Annotated in this window: 15 protein-coding genes; 3 read left to right on the forward strand and 12 right to left on the reverse strand. The window is 68.5% G+C overall.

Annotated elements, in window-relative coordinates; genetic code table 11:
* Nucleotides 1–34: 34 nt before the first annotated feature.
* The 11 genes from ACYX7E_RS12505 to ACYX7E_RS12555 all read right to left on the reverse strand — a co-directional run bounded on the left by ACYX7E_RS12505 (nucleotide 35) and on the right by ACYX7E_RS12555 (nucleotide 11,842).
* Nucleotides 35–1,330: a glutamate-5-semialdehyde dehydrogenase gene (locus ACYX7E_RS12505; RefSeq protein WP_462080914.1), complete on the reverse strand. Its 1,296-nt coding sequence runs from the start codon at nucleotides 1,328–1,330 to the stop codon at nucleotides 35–37.
* 53 nt (nucleotides 1,331–1,383) lie between these two features.
* Entirely contained in the window at nucleotides 1,384–2,529 is a 1,146-nt protein-coding gene (proB, locus tag ACYX7E_RS12510) for a glutamate 5-kinase (protein WP_462080915.1), read from the reverse strand.
* A gap of 4 nt (nucleotides 2,530–2,533) precedes the next feature.
* Entirely contained in the window at nucleotides 2,534–2,824 is a 291-nt protein-coding gene (locus ACYX7E_RS12515) for a YciI family protein (RefSeq protein WP_462080916.1), read from the reverse strand.
* Entirely contained in the window at nucleotides 2,821–4,149 is a 1,329-nt protein-coding gene (locus ACYX7E_RS12520; protein WP_462080917.1) for an argininosuccinate lyase, read from the reverse strand. The genes ACYX7E_RS12515 and ACYX7E_RS12520 overlap by 4 nt, the downstream gene beginning before the upstream one ends.
* 121 nt (nucleotides 4,150–4,270) lie before the next feature.
* Nucleotides 4,271–5,227 carry an N-acetyl-gamma-glutamyl-phosphate reductase gene (argC, locus tag ACYX7E_RS12525; protein ID WP_462080918.1) on the reverse strand — a complete coding sequence of 319 codons (957 nt, stop codon included), beginning with the start codon at nucleotides 5,225–5,227 and terminating at the stop codon, nucleotides 4,271–4,273.
* The gene (locus ACYX7E_RS12530; RefSeq protein WP_462080919.1) at nucleotides 5,224–5,835 is read right to left on the reverse strand and encodes a GNAT family N-acetyltransferase; all 612 of its coding nucleotides are present in this window, start codon (nucleotides 5,833–5,835) and stop codon (nucleotides 5,224–5,226) included. The genes argC and ACYX7E_RS12530 overlap by 4 nt, the downstream gene beginning before the upstream one ends.
* A gap of 3 nt (nucleotides 5,836–5,838) precedes the next feature.
* The gene (locus ACYX7E_RS12535; RefSeq protein ID WP_462080920.1) at nucleotides 5,839–7,170 is read right to left on the reverse strand and encodes an acetylglutamate kinase; all 1,332 of its coding nucleotides are present in this window, start codon (nucleotides 7,168–7,170) and stop codon (nucleotides 5,839–5,841) included.
* Between the two features lie 109 nt (nucleotides 7,171–7,279).
* Nucleotides 7,280–8,374, reverse strand: coding sequence for an acetylornithine deacetylase (locus tag ACYX7E_RS12540; protein WP_462080921.1), 1,095 nt, complete (start codon nucleotides 8,372–8,374; stop codon nucleotides 7,280–7,282).
* Nucleotides 8,375–8,476: 102 nt separating this feature from the next.
* A complete protein-coding gene (locus ACYX7E_RS12545; RefSeq protein WP_462080922.1) occupies nucleotides 8,477–9,676 on the reverse strand; it encodes an argininosuccinate synthase in 1,200 nt (399 codons plus the stop codon).
* Between the two features lie 69 nt (nucleotides 9,677–9,745).
* Nucleotides 9,746–10,753, reverse strand: coding sequence for an N-acetylornithine carbamoyltransferase (locus tag ACYX7E_RS12550; protein WP_462080923.1), 1,008 nt, complete (start codon nucleotides 10,751–10,753; stop codon nucleotides 9,746–9,748).
* A gap of 609 nt (nucleotides 10,754–11,362) precedes the next feature.
* Nucleotides 11,363–11,842 carry a hypothetical protein gene (locus ACYX7E_RS12555; protein WP_462080924.1) on the reverse strand — a complete coding sequence of 160 codons (480 nt, stop codon included), beginning with the start codon at nucleotides 11,840–11,842 and terminating at the stop codon, nucleotides 11,363–11,365.
* Between the two features lie 211 nt (nucleotides 11,843–12,053).
* Here ACYX7E_RS12555 and cysS point away from each other — a divergent pair, with 211 nt between their 5' ends.
* The 3 genes from cysS (at nucleotide 12,054) to ACYX7E_RS12570 (ending at nucleotide 15,351) form a co-directional block, all read left to right on the forward strand.
* The gene (gene cysS, locus ACYX7E_RS12560; protein WP_462080925.1) at nucleotides 12,054–13,421 is read left to right on the forward strand and encodes a cysteine--tRNA ligase; all 1,368 of its coding nucleotides are present in this window, start codon (nucleotides 12,054–12,056) and stop codon (nucleotides 13,419–13,421) included.
* Nucleotides 13,422–13,645: 224 nt separating this feature from the next.
* Nucleotides 13,646–14,086, forward strand: coding sequence for a SufE family protein (locus tag ACYX7E_RS12565; RefSeq protein WP_462080926.1), 441 nt, complete (start codon nucleotides 13,646–13,648; stop codon nucleotides 14,084–14,086).
* A 14-nt stretch (nucleotides 14,087–14,100) separates the two neighbouring features.
* Nucleotides 14,101–15,351 carry an MFS transporter gene (locus ACYX7E_RS12570; protein WP_462081020.1) on the forward strand — a complete coding sequence of 417 codons (1,251 nt, stop codon included), beginning with the start codon at nucleotides 14,101–14,103 and terminating at the stop codon, nucleotides 15,349–15,351.
* A gap of 102 nt (nucleotides 15,352–15,453) precedes the next feature.
* On the opposite strand, the gene dksA is transcribed toward ACYX7E_RS12570, so the two are convergent.
* Entirely contained in the window at nucleotides 15,454–16,491 is a 1,038-nt protein-coding gene (gene dksA, locus ACYX7E_RS12575; protein WP_462080927.1) for an RNA polymerase-binding protein DksA, read from the reverse strand.
* Nucleotides 16,492–16,581: the final 90 nt, after the last annotated feature.

A 16,581-nucleotide genomic window follows, 5' to 3' on the forward strand; every position in this document is an offset into this window, starting at 1 on the left:
CGGTGCCGGCCGGCAGCGCTCAGGCGGGTCCCCGTCAGGCCGGCGGGTGCCGGACCTGCCCATCCCCGCGCACGACGTAGCGTTCGACCGTCAGCGACTCCAGGCCCATCGGGCCATAGGCGTGCAGGCGCGTCGTCGAGATGCCGATCTCGGCGCCAAGGCCGAGCTCGCCGCCATCGCTGAAACGCGACGAGGCGTTGACCATCACCACGGCCGAGCGCAGCGACGCGATGAAGCGGTCGGCATGGGCGGCATCGCGGGTGGCGATGACCTCGGTATGGTCCGAACCGTGCCGGCGGATGTGGACGATGGCCTCGTCGATAGAATCGACGACGCGCACGGCTAGGATCAGGTCGAGGAACTCGGCGGCGTAGTCATCCTCGGTCACGGCCAGCGCATCGGGCAACAGGGCGCGCGTGCGCGCATCGCCGCGCAGTTCGACATTGCGCGCCTGCAGGGCCTTGCCGGCCGCCGGCAGGAACGCCCCGGCGACGTCGGCATGCACCAGCAGCGTCTCCAGCGCGTTGCAGACGCCCGGCCGCGTGGTCTTGCCGTCCACCAGCAGGCGCAGTGCCAGCTCAAGGTCGGCGCTGGCATCGACGAACAGATGGCACACGCCTTTGTAGTGCTTGATGACCGGTACACGCGCATGCTCGGCGACGAAACGGATCAGGCCCTCGCCGCCGCGCGGGATCGCCAGGTCGATGATGTCGGTCAGCTGCAGCAGCGCCAGCATGGTCTCGCGGCGCAGGTCCTCGACCAGGGTCAGCACGGCGTCATCGAGTCCGGCATCGCGCAGCGCCCGCTTCAGCGAGGCGGCGATCGCGGTATTGGAATGGATGGCTTCGCTGCCGCCACGCAGGATCACGCCATTGCCGGCCTTCAGGCACAACGCGGCGGCATCGGCGGTGACGTTGGGACGGGCTTCGTAGATCATCGTGATCACGCCCAGCGGCACGCGGACCTTGTCGACGCGGATGCCATTGGGACGCACGTCCTGGCGGGTGACCTGCCCGACCGGGTCCGGCAGGCCGGCGACCTGGCGCAAGGCAGCGGCGACCGCGGACACGCGCGGCGCGTCCAGCAGCAGGCGATCGAGCATCGCACCGGCGATGCCCTTGGCACGCGCGGCGTCGAGGTCGCGTGCATTGGCTGCCAGGATAACGGCGGTGTCGGCATCGAGGTTGTCGGCCATCTGCCGCAGCAGCGCATCCTTGGCCCGGCTGTCGAGCACGGCCAGTGCCTGCGCGGCGTCGCGACAACGCAGGGCGAGCTGCTTGATGTCGCTGCTGTTGCCGGTGTCGCTGCGGGTGTCTTCGATGTCGGTCATGCGGATGCTCCTTGGGCGGGCGTGGGCAAGCGTCGCGTCACGCCCTGCCGGCGTCAGGCCAGCGACATGTCGTCGCGGTGGATGATGGTTTCGCCATAGCTGTAGCCCAGTACGGCCTCGATGTCGCGCGAATGCCGGCGGGTGATGCGGCGGATATCGGCAGCGGAGTACTGGCAGACCCCGCGCGCGATGCGCTGCACGCCGCCGTCCTCGTGCAGGAACACCTCGACCATGTCGCCACGGTGGAAATCGCCGTCGACGCCGACCACGCCGCCCGGCAGCAGCGAGGCCCCCTTCTCGACCAGCGCATGCGCAGCGCCCTGGTCGACCCGGATGCCGCCGGCATGCGCGGGCGCGTTCTGCAGCCAGTGCTTGCGCACGGCGATGCGGGTCCGCAGCGCGTGCACGCGGGTGCCGAGCAGGCGGTCGCGTGCCAGCAGTTCCAGCACGTCGGCGCGACGGCCGTTGAACAGCACTGTCGCGATGCCGGCCGCCGCAGCACGTTGCGCTGCCTCCAGCTTGGTGCGCATGCCGCCGGTGCCGACGCTGCTGCCCGATCCGCCCGCACTGGCCAGCAATTCGACGCTGAACTGCGCGACCACCGGCACAGGCTGTGCATTGGGATGGTGGCGCGGGTCGGCATCGTAGAGGCCGTCGATGTCGGTGGCGATGAACAGCACGTCGGCATCGACCAGCGCGGCGACGATCGCGGCCAGGTTGTCGTTGTCGCCGAGCTTGAGTTCATCGACCGACACGGTGTCGTTCTCGTTGACGATCGGCAGCGCACGGTGCTGCAGCAGCGCGGTCAGAGTCGCGCGTGCATTGAGATAGCGGCGGCGATTGCGCAGGTCGTCGTGGGTCAGCAGCACCTGCGCCACCGGGCGCTCGAAGAAGCCCTGCCAGAAGCCGGTCAGGCGCGCCTGACCCAGTGCCGCCAGCGCCTGCCGTTCGGCCATGGGCGCACCGGGTGCCGGCTGCTCCTGCAGGATCGCGCGACCGGCCGCGACCGCGCCCGAGGACACGATGACGACCTCGCGCCCCAGTGCGTGCGCGGCGATGACAAAGCCGGCCAGTGCCTGCGCGTAACGTGGCGACAGGCCGCCGCCATCGGCCGCCAGCAGGCTGCTGCCGACCTTGAGCACCGCGCGTCGCCATGGCGTCAGGGATTGTTCGCTGAAGCTCGCGGGCTGGATCGTCATAGGGTCATTGCCCGCTGTTCGCGGCAGCACGCGTGTCGCGCGTGTTCCACTCGTGCACGACCAGGTCGGAGGCGCCCTGCAATGCCAGCGGATCCTGCGCGACGATCGCCTGGGCCTCGGCCAGGCTGGCAACATTCACCAGCAAGTAGGCGCCGCCGCTGCCATCGCTGAAGCCGCCGGTCATCTCCAGTTGCCCGTTGTCGCGCAACACATCGAGGAAGGCCAGGTGCGGCGCGACCACCGAGGCGTCGAAGCCCGGGCGCCGCATCGCCAGCACCAGATAGCATGTGGTCATGCGCCTGCACCTTCCGCGTCGGTATCGACGACCTGCAGCGCATCCCAGCGCGCCTGCAACTGCTCGAACTGCAGGTCGGCCGCACCACCCGGCGACACCCGCGCCTGCAGGCTGCCTTCCGGCGTACGGCCTTCGCCGGCCGAATCGGCGCCGGCGGCAGCCGCCTTGTAGGCCTCGCGGAACGGCACGCCGGCCAGCGCCGCCTCGACCGCGACATCGGTCGCATACATGCCCGAATCGACGGCGGCACGCAGGCGGTCCTCGCGCCAGTCCAGGTTCGACAGCAGCGCCGGCAACAGTTCCAGCGCGACCAGGCCGCGGCCGAAGCCGTGCACGATCGCGCCCTTGCTGGACTGCAGGTCGCGGTGGTACCCAGACGGCAGCGACAGCAGCTGTTCGATCTCGGTGCGCGCGGCGGCCACGCTGGCATGGGTCGCGCGCATCAGCTCGATGACATCGGGGTTGCGCTTGTTGGGCATGATCGAGCTGCCCGTGGTGTATTGCGCCGGCAGCGCGACGAAGCCGTATTCGGCGCTGGTGAACAGCGACAGGTCCCAGGCCAGGCGGCGCAGGTCCAGCGTCGCGCCCCCCAGCGCTTCCAGCGCGGCCAGCTCGAACTTGCCGCGCGACAGCTGCGCGTAGACCGGGCTGACCTGCATCCGCGCGAAGCCGAGCGCCGCGGTGGTGTGCACGCGGTCGAGCTTCAGGTTGACGCCGTAGCCGGCCGCGGTGCCCAGCGGGTTGGCATCGACGATGGCGCGGGTATCGTGGGCGCGGATCGCGTTGTCGATGAACGCTTCGGCCCAGCCCGACCACCACATGCCGCCCGAGGACACGACGGCGCGCTGGATGTGCGTGTAGCCCGGAATCGGCAGGTCGCGTTCGGCGCGGGCGCGCTGCAGCGCGACGCCGGCGATCTCGCGCGACAGCGTCGCGACCCGGGCCAGCTTCTGCTTCAGCCACAAGCGCGTCGCGACCAGGATCTGGTCGTTTCGGCTGCGTCCGGTATGGATCTTGCGGCCGGCATCGCCCAGCCGCTCGGTCAGCCGCGCCTCGATCGCGGAATGGCAGTCCTCGTAGCGCTCGTCGAGCACGAAGGCGCCGCTGCGGAAGTCGTCCGCCAGCACGCCGAGCTCGCGCGTCAGGCCATCGAGCTCGTCCTGCGACAGGATGCCGATGCGCTGCAGCCCCTGCGCATGCACGCGGCTGGCATCGATGTCGTGCAGGAAGAACTCGCGGTCCAGGATGACATCGTCACCGGCCAGGAACGCCTGGATCTTCGCATCGACCGCCACGCCGGGCTTGGCCCACAACAACTCCGCCATCATCCGTCTCCACAGTGGCGCAGGCGCTGGCCTGCGTCCGTTCGTCTGGCCGTTGCACGACGGTCCTGCCGGCGTGCGCGGGTGCTTGTCGCCGGGCGGGACGCGGCCCGCCGGCGTCGGTTCATTGCAACGCGATCGCGGTCTTCTCGTCGAAGCCGAACGCGAGATTGAGATTCTGCAGCGCCTGCGTGGCCGCGCCCTTCAGCAGGTTGTCGAGCGTGGACACCACCACCAGCCGGCGACCGTCCGCGCTCAGCGTGAAGCCGCCGATCTCGACGCCATGGCGGCCGGCAATGCGGCTGACCCACGGCGCATCGTCCTGCACCTGCACCAGCGGCTCGCCCGCATAGCGCTCGCGATAGCGTGCGCGCACCGCATCCAGCGTGACCGACTCGCGCAGGTGCAGGTTGGAGGTCACGGTCAGGCCGCGGAAATGCGGCGCGACATGCGGCATGAACTCGACCGCGTGGTCCAGTTGCCGGGTGACTTCGCGCTCGTGCATGTGCCCGGTCAGCGAATACGGCATCAGATTGTCGCGCAGCAGCTCGACGTTGTTCTTGTCCGACGGCGTGGTGCCGGCGCCGGAGTAGCCGGACACGCCAAAGCACTGCACCGGGCCTTCGACCAGGTCCAGCACCGGCGCGATCGCCAGTTGCATCGCACTGGCATAGCAGCCGGGGTTGCTGATCCGGCGTTGGCCCTGGTACCGCCCGCGCGTCAGCTCCGGCAGGCCGTAGTACCAGCGGTCGTCGAAGCGGTAGTCGGCCGACAGGTCGACGACCACCGGCGACTGCCCGCTCGCATCCAGCGCGGCGACATAGTCGATCGCCTTGCCGTTCGGCAGGGCCAGTACGATCGCATCGGCCGCCTTGGCCGCCATCGCGGCAGGGTCCAGGTTCTCGTACTGCAGCGCGCCGGCATAGGCCGGGTTGTGCGCGGCCACCGGCTGGCCGGCCAGCTCGCGCGACGACACGAAGGCCAGCCGGAACGCCGGATGGTCGGACAGCAAGCGGATCAGCTCGCTGCCGGTGTGCCCGCGTGCGCCGACGATGCCGACGGTGAAGGTCTGTTGGGTCATGCGTGTGCATCCAGTCGGGACTGCAGGTGGCGCCGCACGGCGGGCCACTCCGCATCGATGATCGAGAAAACGACGGTGTCGCGGGGACTGCCATCGGCGTGTCGCTTGCGGTTGCGCAGCACGCCGTCCTGCTTGGCGCCCAGGCGCGCGATCGCGGTGCGCGAGGCGTGGTTGAACCAGCTGGTCTCGAAACCCACGCTGATGCAGCCCAGCGTCTCGAACGCATGCGTGAGCAGCATCAGCTTGGTTTCGGTGTTGATGCCGCTGCGCTGTACGTCCTGGGCGTACCAGGTATAGCCGATGTCCAGGCGCGGCACGTCGGCTTCCAGTCCGTAGAAGCGGGTGCTGCCGACGACGCGGCCCGCGGCGCTGCGGATCGCCAGCGGCAGCGCCTGCCCCTGCGCCTGCATCGCCAGCGCGGCCTCGACGTAGGCCGGCACGCCATCGGGCGCCGGCACGTTGGTGTACCACAGCGTCGACAGCGCGCCGTCGCCGAGCGCCTCGCGCAGGCCATCGGCATGCGTGGCCTGCAGCGGCTCCAGCCAGGCGTGCGTGCCCCGCAGCGTCGGCGGACTGCGCCATGGCGGAGGCAGGAGCGACAGATTCATGGTTCAGCCGACCAGGGTGGCGGGCCGCACCGCGCAATGCGCGACCGCCCGCTGGATGTAGCCGAAGCCGCCGTCGCCGACGTCGTCGGGCCCGTACCAGAACACCTTCCACTTGTCCTGCTTGTAGCAGCCATCGGACTCGGCGTAATAGAAATGGTTGATGCCGTTGTTGTGGCGGGAACGCCAGAACAGGCTCGGGGTTTCCTCGCGCATGACGTTCCAGACCGCGCGGCCGAGGCCTTCGCCCTGGGCGTCGTCGAGCACCGCGAACTTGTCCAGGTACACCATGCCGTCCTCATCGGTCAGGATCACCGCCGTGCGGTAGTTCTCGCTGACATAGGCGCGCAGCAGCCGGGTCTTGTCGAAGTAGTCCGACGCCAGCGTGCGACCGAAACTGGATTCGATCAACTGGCGCATGCGCGGCAGGTCGAGCGCGTCCCAAGAGGTTTCGCGCAGCACGCGCTCGCCGCGCCGGACCAGGGTGCCCGAACCCTTGTGCGTGAACAGCTCCTTGGCCAGGTCCGCAGGCCGCGTGATCGACACCGACGACGCCAGCGGCAGGCCATCCAGCAGATCCTTGATCTGCTCGATCTTGACGCGCATGCCGCCGTTGATCCACGGCTGTTCCATCAGGTGGTCGTACTCGGTCGACAGGTTGATCGAGTCGATGACCTTGCCGTCCTCGTCGAGCAGCCCGCCGGTACCGGTCAGGAAGATGATCTTGTACGGCTGCAGCACGCGCACCAGCTCATTGGCGGCGAAGTCGGCATTGACGTTGAGGATCTGCCCGCCCGCGGTCTCGCCCAGGCTGGTGATGACCGGGATCGAGCTGGCCTGCAGGCTGGCCTCGATCGGCGCCAGGTTGACCCGCTGCACCTCGCCGACCAGGCCGTAGGTGTCGCGGTCGAGGTAATCGGCCTCGAACACGCCGCCGGTGATCGAGGTCGCGCGCGCACCGTTCTGCTGCAGCGCTTCCACCAGCCGCAGGTTGGAGGCCTGGAACACCTTGCGCACGATCGCCAGTGCCTCGGGCGAGGTCACGCGCAGTCCGTTGACGGTCTGCTTCTCGATGCCCGCGGCGGCCAGTTCGGCGTCCAGTTGGGGGCCGGCGCCGTGCAGCACGATCGGCGTCAGGCCGACTTCCTGCAGGAACGACAGCGACGAAGTCAGCGCCTCCAGGTCGTCGCGCAGCACCGCGCCGCCGACCTTGACCACGGCAAAGCGCTTGGCATCGAGCTGCGAGAAGCGCTTGAGGTACTGGCTGATCTCCTTCGCGCTGGCCATGCTCGACAGCAGGCGCACGATGGTCTGACGGGTTTGGGTGTTGGCTTGCATGCTCGATTCTGGCTGGATGACAAACTGCGGTGGGCGCGCCCCGGCTTGGACGGGAGCTGGGCGCGATCAGGGTGTTCGATGCGGATCAGTGCGCGGGCGGGCCGTGCGCCTAGGGCGCGTTGATGATGCGATGGACCGATTCCGCGTAGCGCTGCAACTGTGCCAGCGTCACGAACTCGTCGGCGGTGTGCGCCTGCGCGATGTCGCCGGGCCCATACACCAGCGCGGTGTAGCCGCCGGCCGAGAACAGCGAGGCTTCGGTCCAGAAGTCGACGGCGTTGCCGATCGGCAGGTCGAGTGCGTCGGCGATGTCGCGGGCTTCCAGGCGACGTTCCTCGGCATGGGCGACATCGCCGGACGGCAGGCTCGGACCACGGAAGGTCTCCTCGAAATGCGCCGCAGCCGGCGCTGCGAATCCCGCGAAGGTCTCCAGCAGGCCATCGATGTCCATCGACGGCAGCGGCCGGAAGCCGAAGCGCAGCTCGGCGGCCGGCGCGATCATGTTGGCCTTGATGCCACCCTCGATGCGGCCAATGTTGAAACGCAGCCCGGTCAGCCCGCCAAAACGGGCATGCGCCAGCGACTCGACATGGTCGAGTGCGCGACCACCCCAGCGCGTGGCCTGGTGCAACGCACTGGCCGCCGCATCCTGCTTGCCCGAGGCATGCCCGGCGGTGCCGGCGAAACGCATCAGCACCGAACTGATGCCACGATGGGCCAGTACGGCCTCGCCCATCGTCGGCTCGGCGACCAGCACGCCCTCGTAGGGAATGCCGCGCGCCAGGAACGCCGCAATGCAGCGCGGATCATTGGCTTCTTCATCGCTGGAGAACAGGAACGCGGCATCACCGTCGCCGGCATTCGCCGCCGCCAGCAGCGCTGCCGCCGCGCCCTTGATGTCGCAGACGCCGAGGCCGACGACGCGGTCGCCCTCGCGCCGCATGCGATGCGGGTCGGCGCTCCAGGCCGGCGAATCCGGCACGGTGTCCAGGTGCACGTTGAACAGGTAGCGCGGCGTACCGCGCACCGCGTACAGGCTGACCGCACCGGCGCCATGGTCGACGACCTCGACCGCAAAGCCCGGCAACTGCCCGGCGATGTAGTCGAAGATGCCGCCGGTCGTGATCGCCCGTGGCGGATTGCGGGTGTCGAATGACACCAGCTGCTCAAGGTGGTCCAGCGTTCTGTCCAGCAGTGCGGTCATGGGTGATCCGATCGGTTGACGCGACATCGAAAGCAGGACAGGGGTCCGCGGCTGCGACTCCCCTCCCCGGCTCTCTGTTCCAAGGCCCAGTCCCCAGCCTTCTCAGCGATTGACCTCGGCCCACAGCGTCGAGCTCATGCCGAACAGCTTGATGAAGCCCTCGGCTTCCTCGACGCCCCAGTCCGCCGACTGCGCGTAGGTCGCGCCCTTGGCGTGCAGCAGGTGCGGCGAGCGCACTTCCACCGCATCGACGCGACCGCCGCGGGTCTCGAGTACGACTTCGCCGTTGACCATCGCCTGCGACGAAGCCAGGAAGGCCTCGAGGTCGGTCTTCAGCGGATCGTGGAAGAAGCCCTCATAGACCAGCTCGACCCACTGCCGCGCGACGGCCGGCTTGAAGCGGTTCTGCTGCTTGGTCAGCACCGCCTCTTCCAGCGCGCGATGCGCGGCCAGCAACGCGGTCAGGCCCGGTGCCTCGAAGATGATCCGGCCCTTCAGGCCGATCGTGGTGTCGCCGGTGTACAGGCCACGGCCCACGCCGTACTGCGCGAACAGCGTGTTGAGCTTGGCCAGCAGCTTGTCGCCCGGCAGCTCGGTGCCGTCCAGCGCCACCGCGACGCCATTGACGAAACGCACGGTCGCCCGCAGCGGCTCGGTCGGCCAGGCGCTGCGCGGCGCGCACCAGCCGCGCGCGCCCTCGCCCGGGGTTTCCCAACGGTCGATCTCGCCGCCGGACATGGTCACGCCCAGCAGGTTCTCGTTGATCGTGTAGGCCTTCTGCTTGGCGCGCACGCCGAAGCCGCGTTCCTCGAGGTACTTCTGCTCGTAAGCGCGGGTCTGCGTGTGTTCCTTCTGGATTTCACGGATCGGCGCGATGATCTGGTAGTCGCCGCTGGCCTTGACCGCCAGGTCGAAGCGCACCTGGTCGTTGCCCATGCCGGTGCAGCCGTGCGCGATCGCACGCGTGCCCAGGTCGTTGGCGCGCGCCAGTGCGGCGTCGACGATCAGGTAACGGTCGGACACCAGCAGCGGGTACTGTCCCTGGTAACCCTCGCCGGCCCAGACGAACGGCTTGACGAAGCCGTCCCAGATCGCGGGGCCGCCTTCGACGGTCAGGTGGCTGGCGACGCCGAGCTCGGCCGCGCGCTTCTCGATGAAATCGCGCTCTTCGGCATCCACGCCGCCGGTATCGGCGAACACGGTATGGACGTTCCAGCCCTGTTCTTTCAGATAGGGCACGCAGAAGCTGGTGTCGAGGCCGCCGGAGAAGGCCAGCACGATGTCTTTGTTCGGGGTGTTCATTGAAATCCTTTGCTGCGCAGACAATGGGGGTAATGGCGTTGCGTGTTGCGATGCTGTGGTCGGGGCCGCTCAGCGGCTGCCGATCAGGGCGGCCATGATGGCTTTCTGCACGTGCAGGCGGTTCTCGGCTTCGTTGATGGCGATGCAGGCCGGCGAATCCATCACCGCATCGGTGGCCTTGACGTTGCGGCGCAGCGGCAGGCAGTGCGAGAACACGCCGTTGTTGGTCAGCGCCATCTTGGCTTCGTCGACGATGAAGTGCTTGTACTGGTCGCGGATCGGCTTCTCGGGCTCCCAGTTACCGAAGTAAGGCAACGCGCCCCAGCTCTTGGCATAGACGACGTCGGCGCCGGCATAGGCGCTTTCGATGTCGTGGCTGACCTGCAGCGAGCCGCCGTTCTCGGCGACGTTGGCCTCGGCCCAGCCCATGTAGCGCTCGTCGAGCACGTATTCGGGCGTCGGGCACAGCAGGGTCACGTCCATGCCCATGCGGGTCGCGATGGTCAGCGCCGAGTTGGCGACGGCAGTGTTGAGGGCCTTGGGATGGTAGGTCCAGGTCAGCACGTACTTCTTGCCGCGCAGGTCCTGGGTACCGAAATGCTCCTGCAGCGCCAGCGCATGCGCCAGCTCCTGGCAGGGATGGGTGATGGTCTCCATGTTGATGACCGGCACCGGCGAGTACTTGGCGAAGCTCTTGAGCACGATGTCCTGGCGGTCATAGGCCCAATCGACGAACTTCGGGAACGCGCGCACGCCGATCAGGTCGACGTAGCGGCCCAGCACCTTGGCCACTTCGGCGATGTGCTCCTCGGTATCACCGTCCATGACCGTGCCGAGGTTGAACTCGATCGGCCATGCGTCCTTGCCCGGCTGCAGCACGATCGCGTGCCCACCGAGCTGGAACGCGCCCAGCTCGAAGCTGGTGCGGGTGCGCATCGACGGATTGAAGAACACCAGCGCGATCGAACGTCCCTTCAGCGCATCGCCCAGCTTGTACTGCTTGAACAGTGCGGCCTGGGTCAGCAAGGCGTCGAGGTCGGTACGGCTCCAGTCCTGCGTATTGAGAAAGTGCTTCATCGGTGGCTCGTTCCTGCAAGTGGCCGGCAAGGGCCTGGTCTGCGAATCGGTGGAGGTGGTCCGGGAGGGACGACGGCGGGGGCGAACAGGGGTGACACGACATCGGTTGGCAACGACAACAGGCTTGAACGACAGCAGGCCTGAACTACGGCAGGTTTGAAATACAGCAGGTTTGAACTACAGCAGGCTTGAACGACAGCGTCATGAACCAGGGCGGGATCAACGGCAGCGGATGTCGATCACCAGTCTCAGGAAAAGCAAAACCCGGCGCTGGGCCGGGTCGTCGGAACTGCAAACACAAGAACGCTCCGGACTACCCAGCGAAGAAACGCGGTTCCGGTCGGCGAGCACGCGACGTCATGCCTGCCGCCATTCGGGCGGAAGTCAGGATGTCGGCGTTGGTGTAGATGTACGGCATGGGGCGGCATCGTCGCATGCAATGGCGTGCGCCGCAACAATCCGCTCAGGTATGGGGTTTCGGGGCGCTCGCCGGCCCCGGGCCTGTCAATGCGATGGCCGCGCCTTAGAACCTGTTCACGAGCTCGCGATGAGCAACCGAGCACCGCATGCGCGCCAGATGGCAAGCGCAGCAAGATCGTGAACAGGTTCTTACGGGATCGGCTGGCCCTGGGGCTGCACGACCGGCGTCACCGACACCCGTACGCGCAACCGGTTGCCGGGGTCGTAAGGCAGGCGAGAGCGGTACTTCACGCCGCGATGGACATAGTCGATGTCGTAGGCCACCGGACGGCGGAACTCGCGCTCGACCGGCACCATCTCGCATTCGCCGCCGGCCGATGGCGCCACCTCGTCGACCCGGTCGGCCGACTTCAGCACGTCCTTGACCGCGCCGACGACGCGCGCGATGCCGCGCCGCTCCTCGGTGCCGCCGACCGGCGTGCTGGCCGTACAGCGCTCGACCATGCTGGTCGCGCGCAGGGTCTGGTAGACCGGCTCGGCGCGCAGCACCTGGGCGAACTCGGTCCGCACGTTCTCGGCCTGGCTCGCGCTCTGCTGCGCCCACGCCGTTGGCGCCGCCAACAGGGCGGACAGCAGCAACATCGACGGCAAGGTCAGGCGTGGCATCAAGGCACCGCGGGCGCGCAGCAGGCGCGTACAAGGGCAGCAGTGTATGGCCGGCGCACCGGCCCGCGGCTGAATGAGCAGGCCTGCAGGGCGGCGTCGGCGGGCGCAGGCAGCGATGTCGAGGACTGCACGGCCTCCGGCCCGCCATCGCCCCGCGCTAACGCAAGCGCGCCGACAGGCCCTAGAATCGCGGGGTTCCCTGCCGCGACGCACGATGAGCCTGCACCTCTACAACAGCCTGACGCGCCGCGTCGAAGCCTTTGCCCCGATCGATCCGTCCAGCCCGACGATGTACGTCTGCGGCCCGACGGTCTACAACTACGTGCATATCGGCAACGCACGCGGCCCGGTCGTGTTCGGCGTGTTGGCCGACCTGCTGCGTCGCCGCCACGGCGGCCTGCGCTACGCCCGCAACATCACCGACGTCGACGACAAGATCAACGCCGCCGCCCGCGAACAGGGCGTGCCGATCGCGACGATCACCGACCGCTTCGCCGCCGCTTATCGCGCCGACATGGCCGCGCTGGGCGTCGCCCCGCCGGACATCGAGCCCGAAGCCACGCGGCATATCGACCAGATCATCGAGATGATCGGCAGGCTGATCGACAACGCGCACGCCTATGCGGCCGAAGGCCACGTGCTGTTCTCGGTCGAGCATTTCGACGGCTACGGCAAGCTGTCGCGGCGCGACCCCGAGGACATGCTGGCCGGCGCGCGGATCGAAGTGGCGCCGTACAAGCGCGGCCCCGGCGATTTCGTGCTGTGGAAGCCCTCGACCGGCGACCTGCCCGGCTGGGATTCGCCATGGGGACGCGGGCGCCCGGGCTGGCACATCGAATGCTCGGCGATGGCCGCCGCCCACCTGGGCGAAACCATCGACATCCATGCCGGCGGCGTCGACCTGCAGTTCCCGCACCACGAGAACGAGATCGCCCAGAGCGAATGCGCCCATGGCGGCAAGCCGTTCGCACGCTTCTGGCTGCACAACGGCATGCTGACCTTCGACGGCGCCAAGATGTCGAAATCGGTCGGCAACATCGAGCGCGTGCACGACCTGGTGCAGTCGCATCCGCCGGAGGCCCTGCGCTATGCGCTGCTGTCGGCGCATTACCGCCAGCCGCTGGACTGGTCGGACGCCCTGATCGAACAGAGCGTGCGCACGCTCGACCGCCTCTACGGCACGCTGCGCGACCTCGGCGATGTCGAGGCCCCGGCGATCATCCCGGCCGGCATCGAGGCCGTGCTCGACGACGACCTCAATACCCCGGCCGCGCTGGCCGAGATCGCGCGGATCGCCGGCGAGGCCCGCAAGGCGACGGCCGCCGACGACCGCCAGCGTCTCAAGAGCGCCCTGCTCGGCGCCGGACTGGCCCTGGGCCTGCTGCAGCAGGTACCACAGGACTGGTTCGCCCGTGGCGCATCCAGCGACGACGACGCACGTATCCAGGCCTTGATCGACGAGCGCGCGGCGGCCAAGCAAGCGCGCGACTTCGCGCGTTCCGATGCGATCCGCGACCAGCTCGCGGCCGAGGGCATCCTGCTCGAGGACACCGCTCAGGGCGTGCGCTGGAAGCGCGGCTGATCGCAGCGCTGCCGGCAGGCATCCCCGCGGTTTGATCGCAAGGCGTCGCGGCCGGGTCGAAAGCCGCAGCTGGAGGACATGCAGAGAAGGTCATGCGCGCAACGGAGCGTGCCCTGCCTGCACGGCGGGTCGACGCCGGATTCTGCGATAATGACGCGCCCCCTTTCCCCAGCCGTCCTGCCGCCTCGCGCGGCAGCATGCGCGCGTCGTGGACCCCCGCTGTAGTGACCGACACCCTATTCCCGCTGGAACCCACGCCCGAATCCGCGCAACAGGCCATCGGCGACGAGTTTGCATTTTTTGGCGACTGGTCCGAGCGCTACCAGTACCTGATCGACCTCGGCCGCAAGCTGCCGGCCTTCCCGGACGCCTGGAAGACCGAGGAGCACCGCCTGATGGGGTGCCAGTCGATGGTCTGGATCGTGCCCTCGGGCAATGCCGAGCGCCTCGACTTCGCCGCGACCAGCGATTCGGCGATCGTCTCGGGCCTGATCTACCTTGCCCTGCGCGTCTATTCCGGACGCAGCGCGCGCGAGATCCTCGACACCCAGGCCGACTACATCTCGGCCATCGGCCTGGCCAAGCACCTGTCGCCGACCCGCAACAACGGCCTGGCCTCGCTGCTTGAACTGATCCGCGAAACCGCGCGGCGCGCAACGACGTGAGCGACCCCGACACAGTGACGTCCGATCCGCCGCGCGACGAAGACAGCCGCGCGGCGCCGCTGCGCAATCCCGACTTCCGCACGCTGCTGACCTACCGGATCTGCACGATCCTGTCGTACCAGATGGTCGCGGTGACCGTGGGCTGGCAGATCTACGAACTGACCCGCGACCCCTGGATGCTGGGCCTGGTCGGCCTGGCGGAAGTGCTGCCGTACTTCTGCGTCGCGCCGTTCGCCGGCTACCTCGTCGACCACCTGCCCCGCCGGCGCCTGGGCGCCATCGCCTGCCTGTGCCTGGCGATCACGCCGCTGCTGTTGATCGTCATCACCCAGGGCTGGTTCCCGTCGCTGGGCGTGGCCGCGATCTACGCCGCGATCGCGCTGACCGGCGCGGTGCGCGCCTTCCTCGGTCCGGTCTACAACGCCCTGTTCGCCCGCGTGCTGCCGCGCGCGCAGTACGTGCGCGGCGCCAGCCTGGGCAGCATCGCGTTCCAGTCCGGCCTGGTCACAGGCCCGGCCATCGGCGGTTTCCTGGTCGCCTACGGCGGCAAGTCCGCGGCCTACGGCGTCGCCGCGGTGTTCGCGATCATCGCCGCCATCGCGATGACCCGGATGCGCATCAGCGAACCGGCCCAGCAACTGCAGCGCGCACCGATCTTCGCCAGCATCGCCGAAGGCGGCCGCTTCGTGTTCGGCAACCAGATCATCCTCGGCGCGCTGGCGCTGGACATGTTCGCGGTGCTGTTCGGCGGTGCGATCTCCCTGGCCCCGGCCTTCATCCACGACATCCTGCATTACGGCCCCGAAGGCCTGGGCATCCTGCGCGGCGCCCCGGCGCTGGGCGCGGTCGCGGTCGGCATCTGGCTGGCCCGGCACCCGCTCAAGCGCCACGAAGGCCGCATCCTGCTGGTCGCGGTGGCGTGCTTCGGCCTGTGCATGATCGGTTTCGGGCTGTCGCGCGTGTTCTGGCTCTCGGCCTTCTTCCTGTTGCTGTCGGGCATCTGCGACGGTGTCTCGGTGGTCATGCGCTCGACGATCATGCAGTTGTCGACACCCGACGAGATGCGCGGCCGGGTGTCCTCGATCAACGGCCTGTTCGTCGGCTCCTCGAACGAGATCGGCGCCTTCTACGCCGGCTCGATGGCGCGCCTGCTCGGCCTGGTGCCGGCGGTGGTGCTGGGCGGATTCGTGACGATGGCCGTGGTCGCGGCCACCGCCTGGCGTGCGCCCAAGTTGCGCAGGCTGAGTTTGCGGGACCTGCAATAAGACCTGCGAAGACCGGCAAGCCGCGCAAGACCGGCCTTCCTGCCGCCCACAAAAAAACCCGGCCGAAGCCGGGTTTTCGATGACGCCAGGCGCCACGCGCGATCAGTCGCCGATCTGCTTCTGCAGATGCTCCCAACGCTCCTGCTCGTCGATCGTGCGCTCTGCGGTCAGGCGGGCTTCCAGGCGATCCAGGCCGATTTCCTCGCCCGAATCCACGCTGTAGCCGTATTCGCCCGAATCCACGCGCTTGAGCGTACTGTCGATCTTGCCGATCAGCTTGCGGTAACGGTCGCGGGTCCGCAGCTCCAGGGAGTTCTCGGTCTCGCGGGTCGCACGCTCGGCTTCATCGCCAACGTCGCGGACTTCGTCCTTGAGGTTCTCGATGGTCTGCTTGGATTCCTCGACCAGGTCCGCACGCCACTTCAGCAGGCGCTGGCGGAAGTACTCGAGCTGCAACACGCTCATGTACTCCTCGTCCGCACTGGGCTTGTAGCCCTGCGGCACGACCGGGCGGCCGGTCTCGGCGTCGTTCTGGAACGGCACGACCTTGACCTTGACCTTCGGCGCCGGGGCCGGGGCCTTGGAGACGATCGCGACCGCGACCTTGCCGACCGGACGCGGCACCGTGGTCGGGCGCGGCGGCGCGACCTCGGCCGGCTTGGCCTTGGTCTTGGCCGCAGGGGCCGGCTTGCTGGCGACCGGCTTGGCCACGGGCTCGGCGGCCTTGACCGGCGCGTCGGCCTTGGCCACGGGCGCGGACTTCACGACCGGGGACGCCGCCTTCTTGGCGACCGGCTTGGACGGAGTCTTGGGCTTGCTGGCCGGGGCGGCCTTCTTCGCCGGGGCCTTCACGGCCGCAGGCTTGGCGACAGCGGGCTTGGCGACCGGCTTGGCCGGCGCCGGCTTGGCCTTGGCGACAAGCTTCTTCGCAGGCGCGGGCTTGCTGGCCGGCTTCTTGGCAACCGCCTTCTTCGCGACCGATTTGGCGGGCGCAGCCTTCTTGGCTGGCGCCGCCTTGGCGGCCGGCTTCTTGGCGACAGCCTTCTTTGCCACAGGCTTCTTGGCGACCGGCTTGGCCACCTTGGCTGCACTCTTCGGGGCCGCCTTGGCGGACTTCTTCGCGATTTTCTTAACTGCCACTAGCTGCAATCCTTCTGATTCCCTTGGAGGGGAAAGCGCGCTGTTATACCCTGCCCTGCCTACAGCGGCAACCGCGTCGGCCAAAACGCA

It is taken from the genome of Luteimonas sp. RIT-PG2_3, from assembly GCF_054902115.1.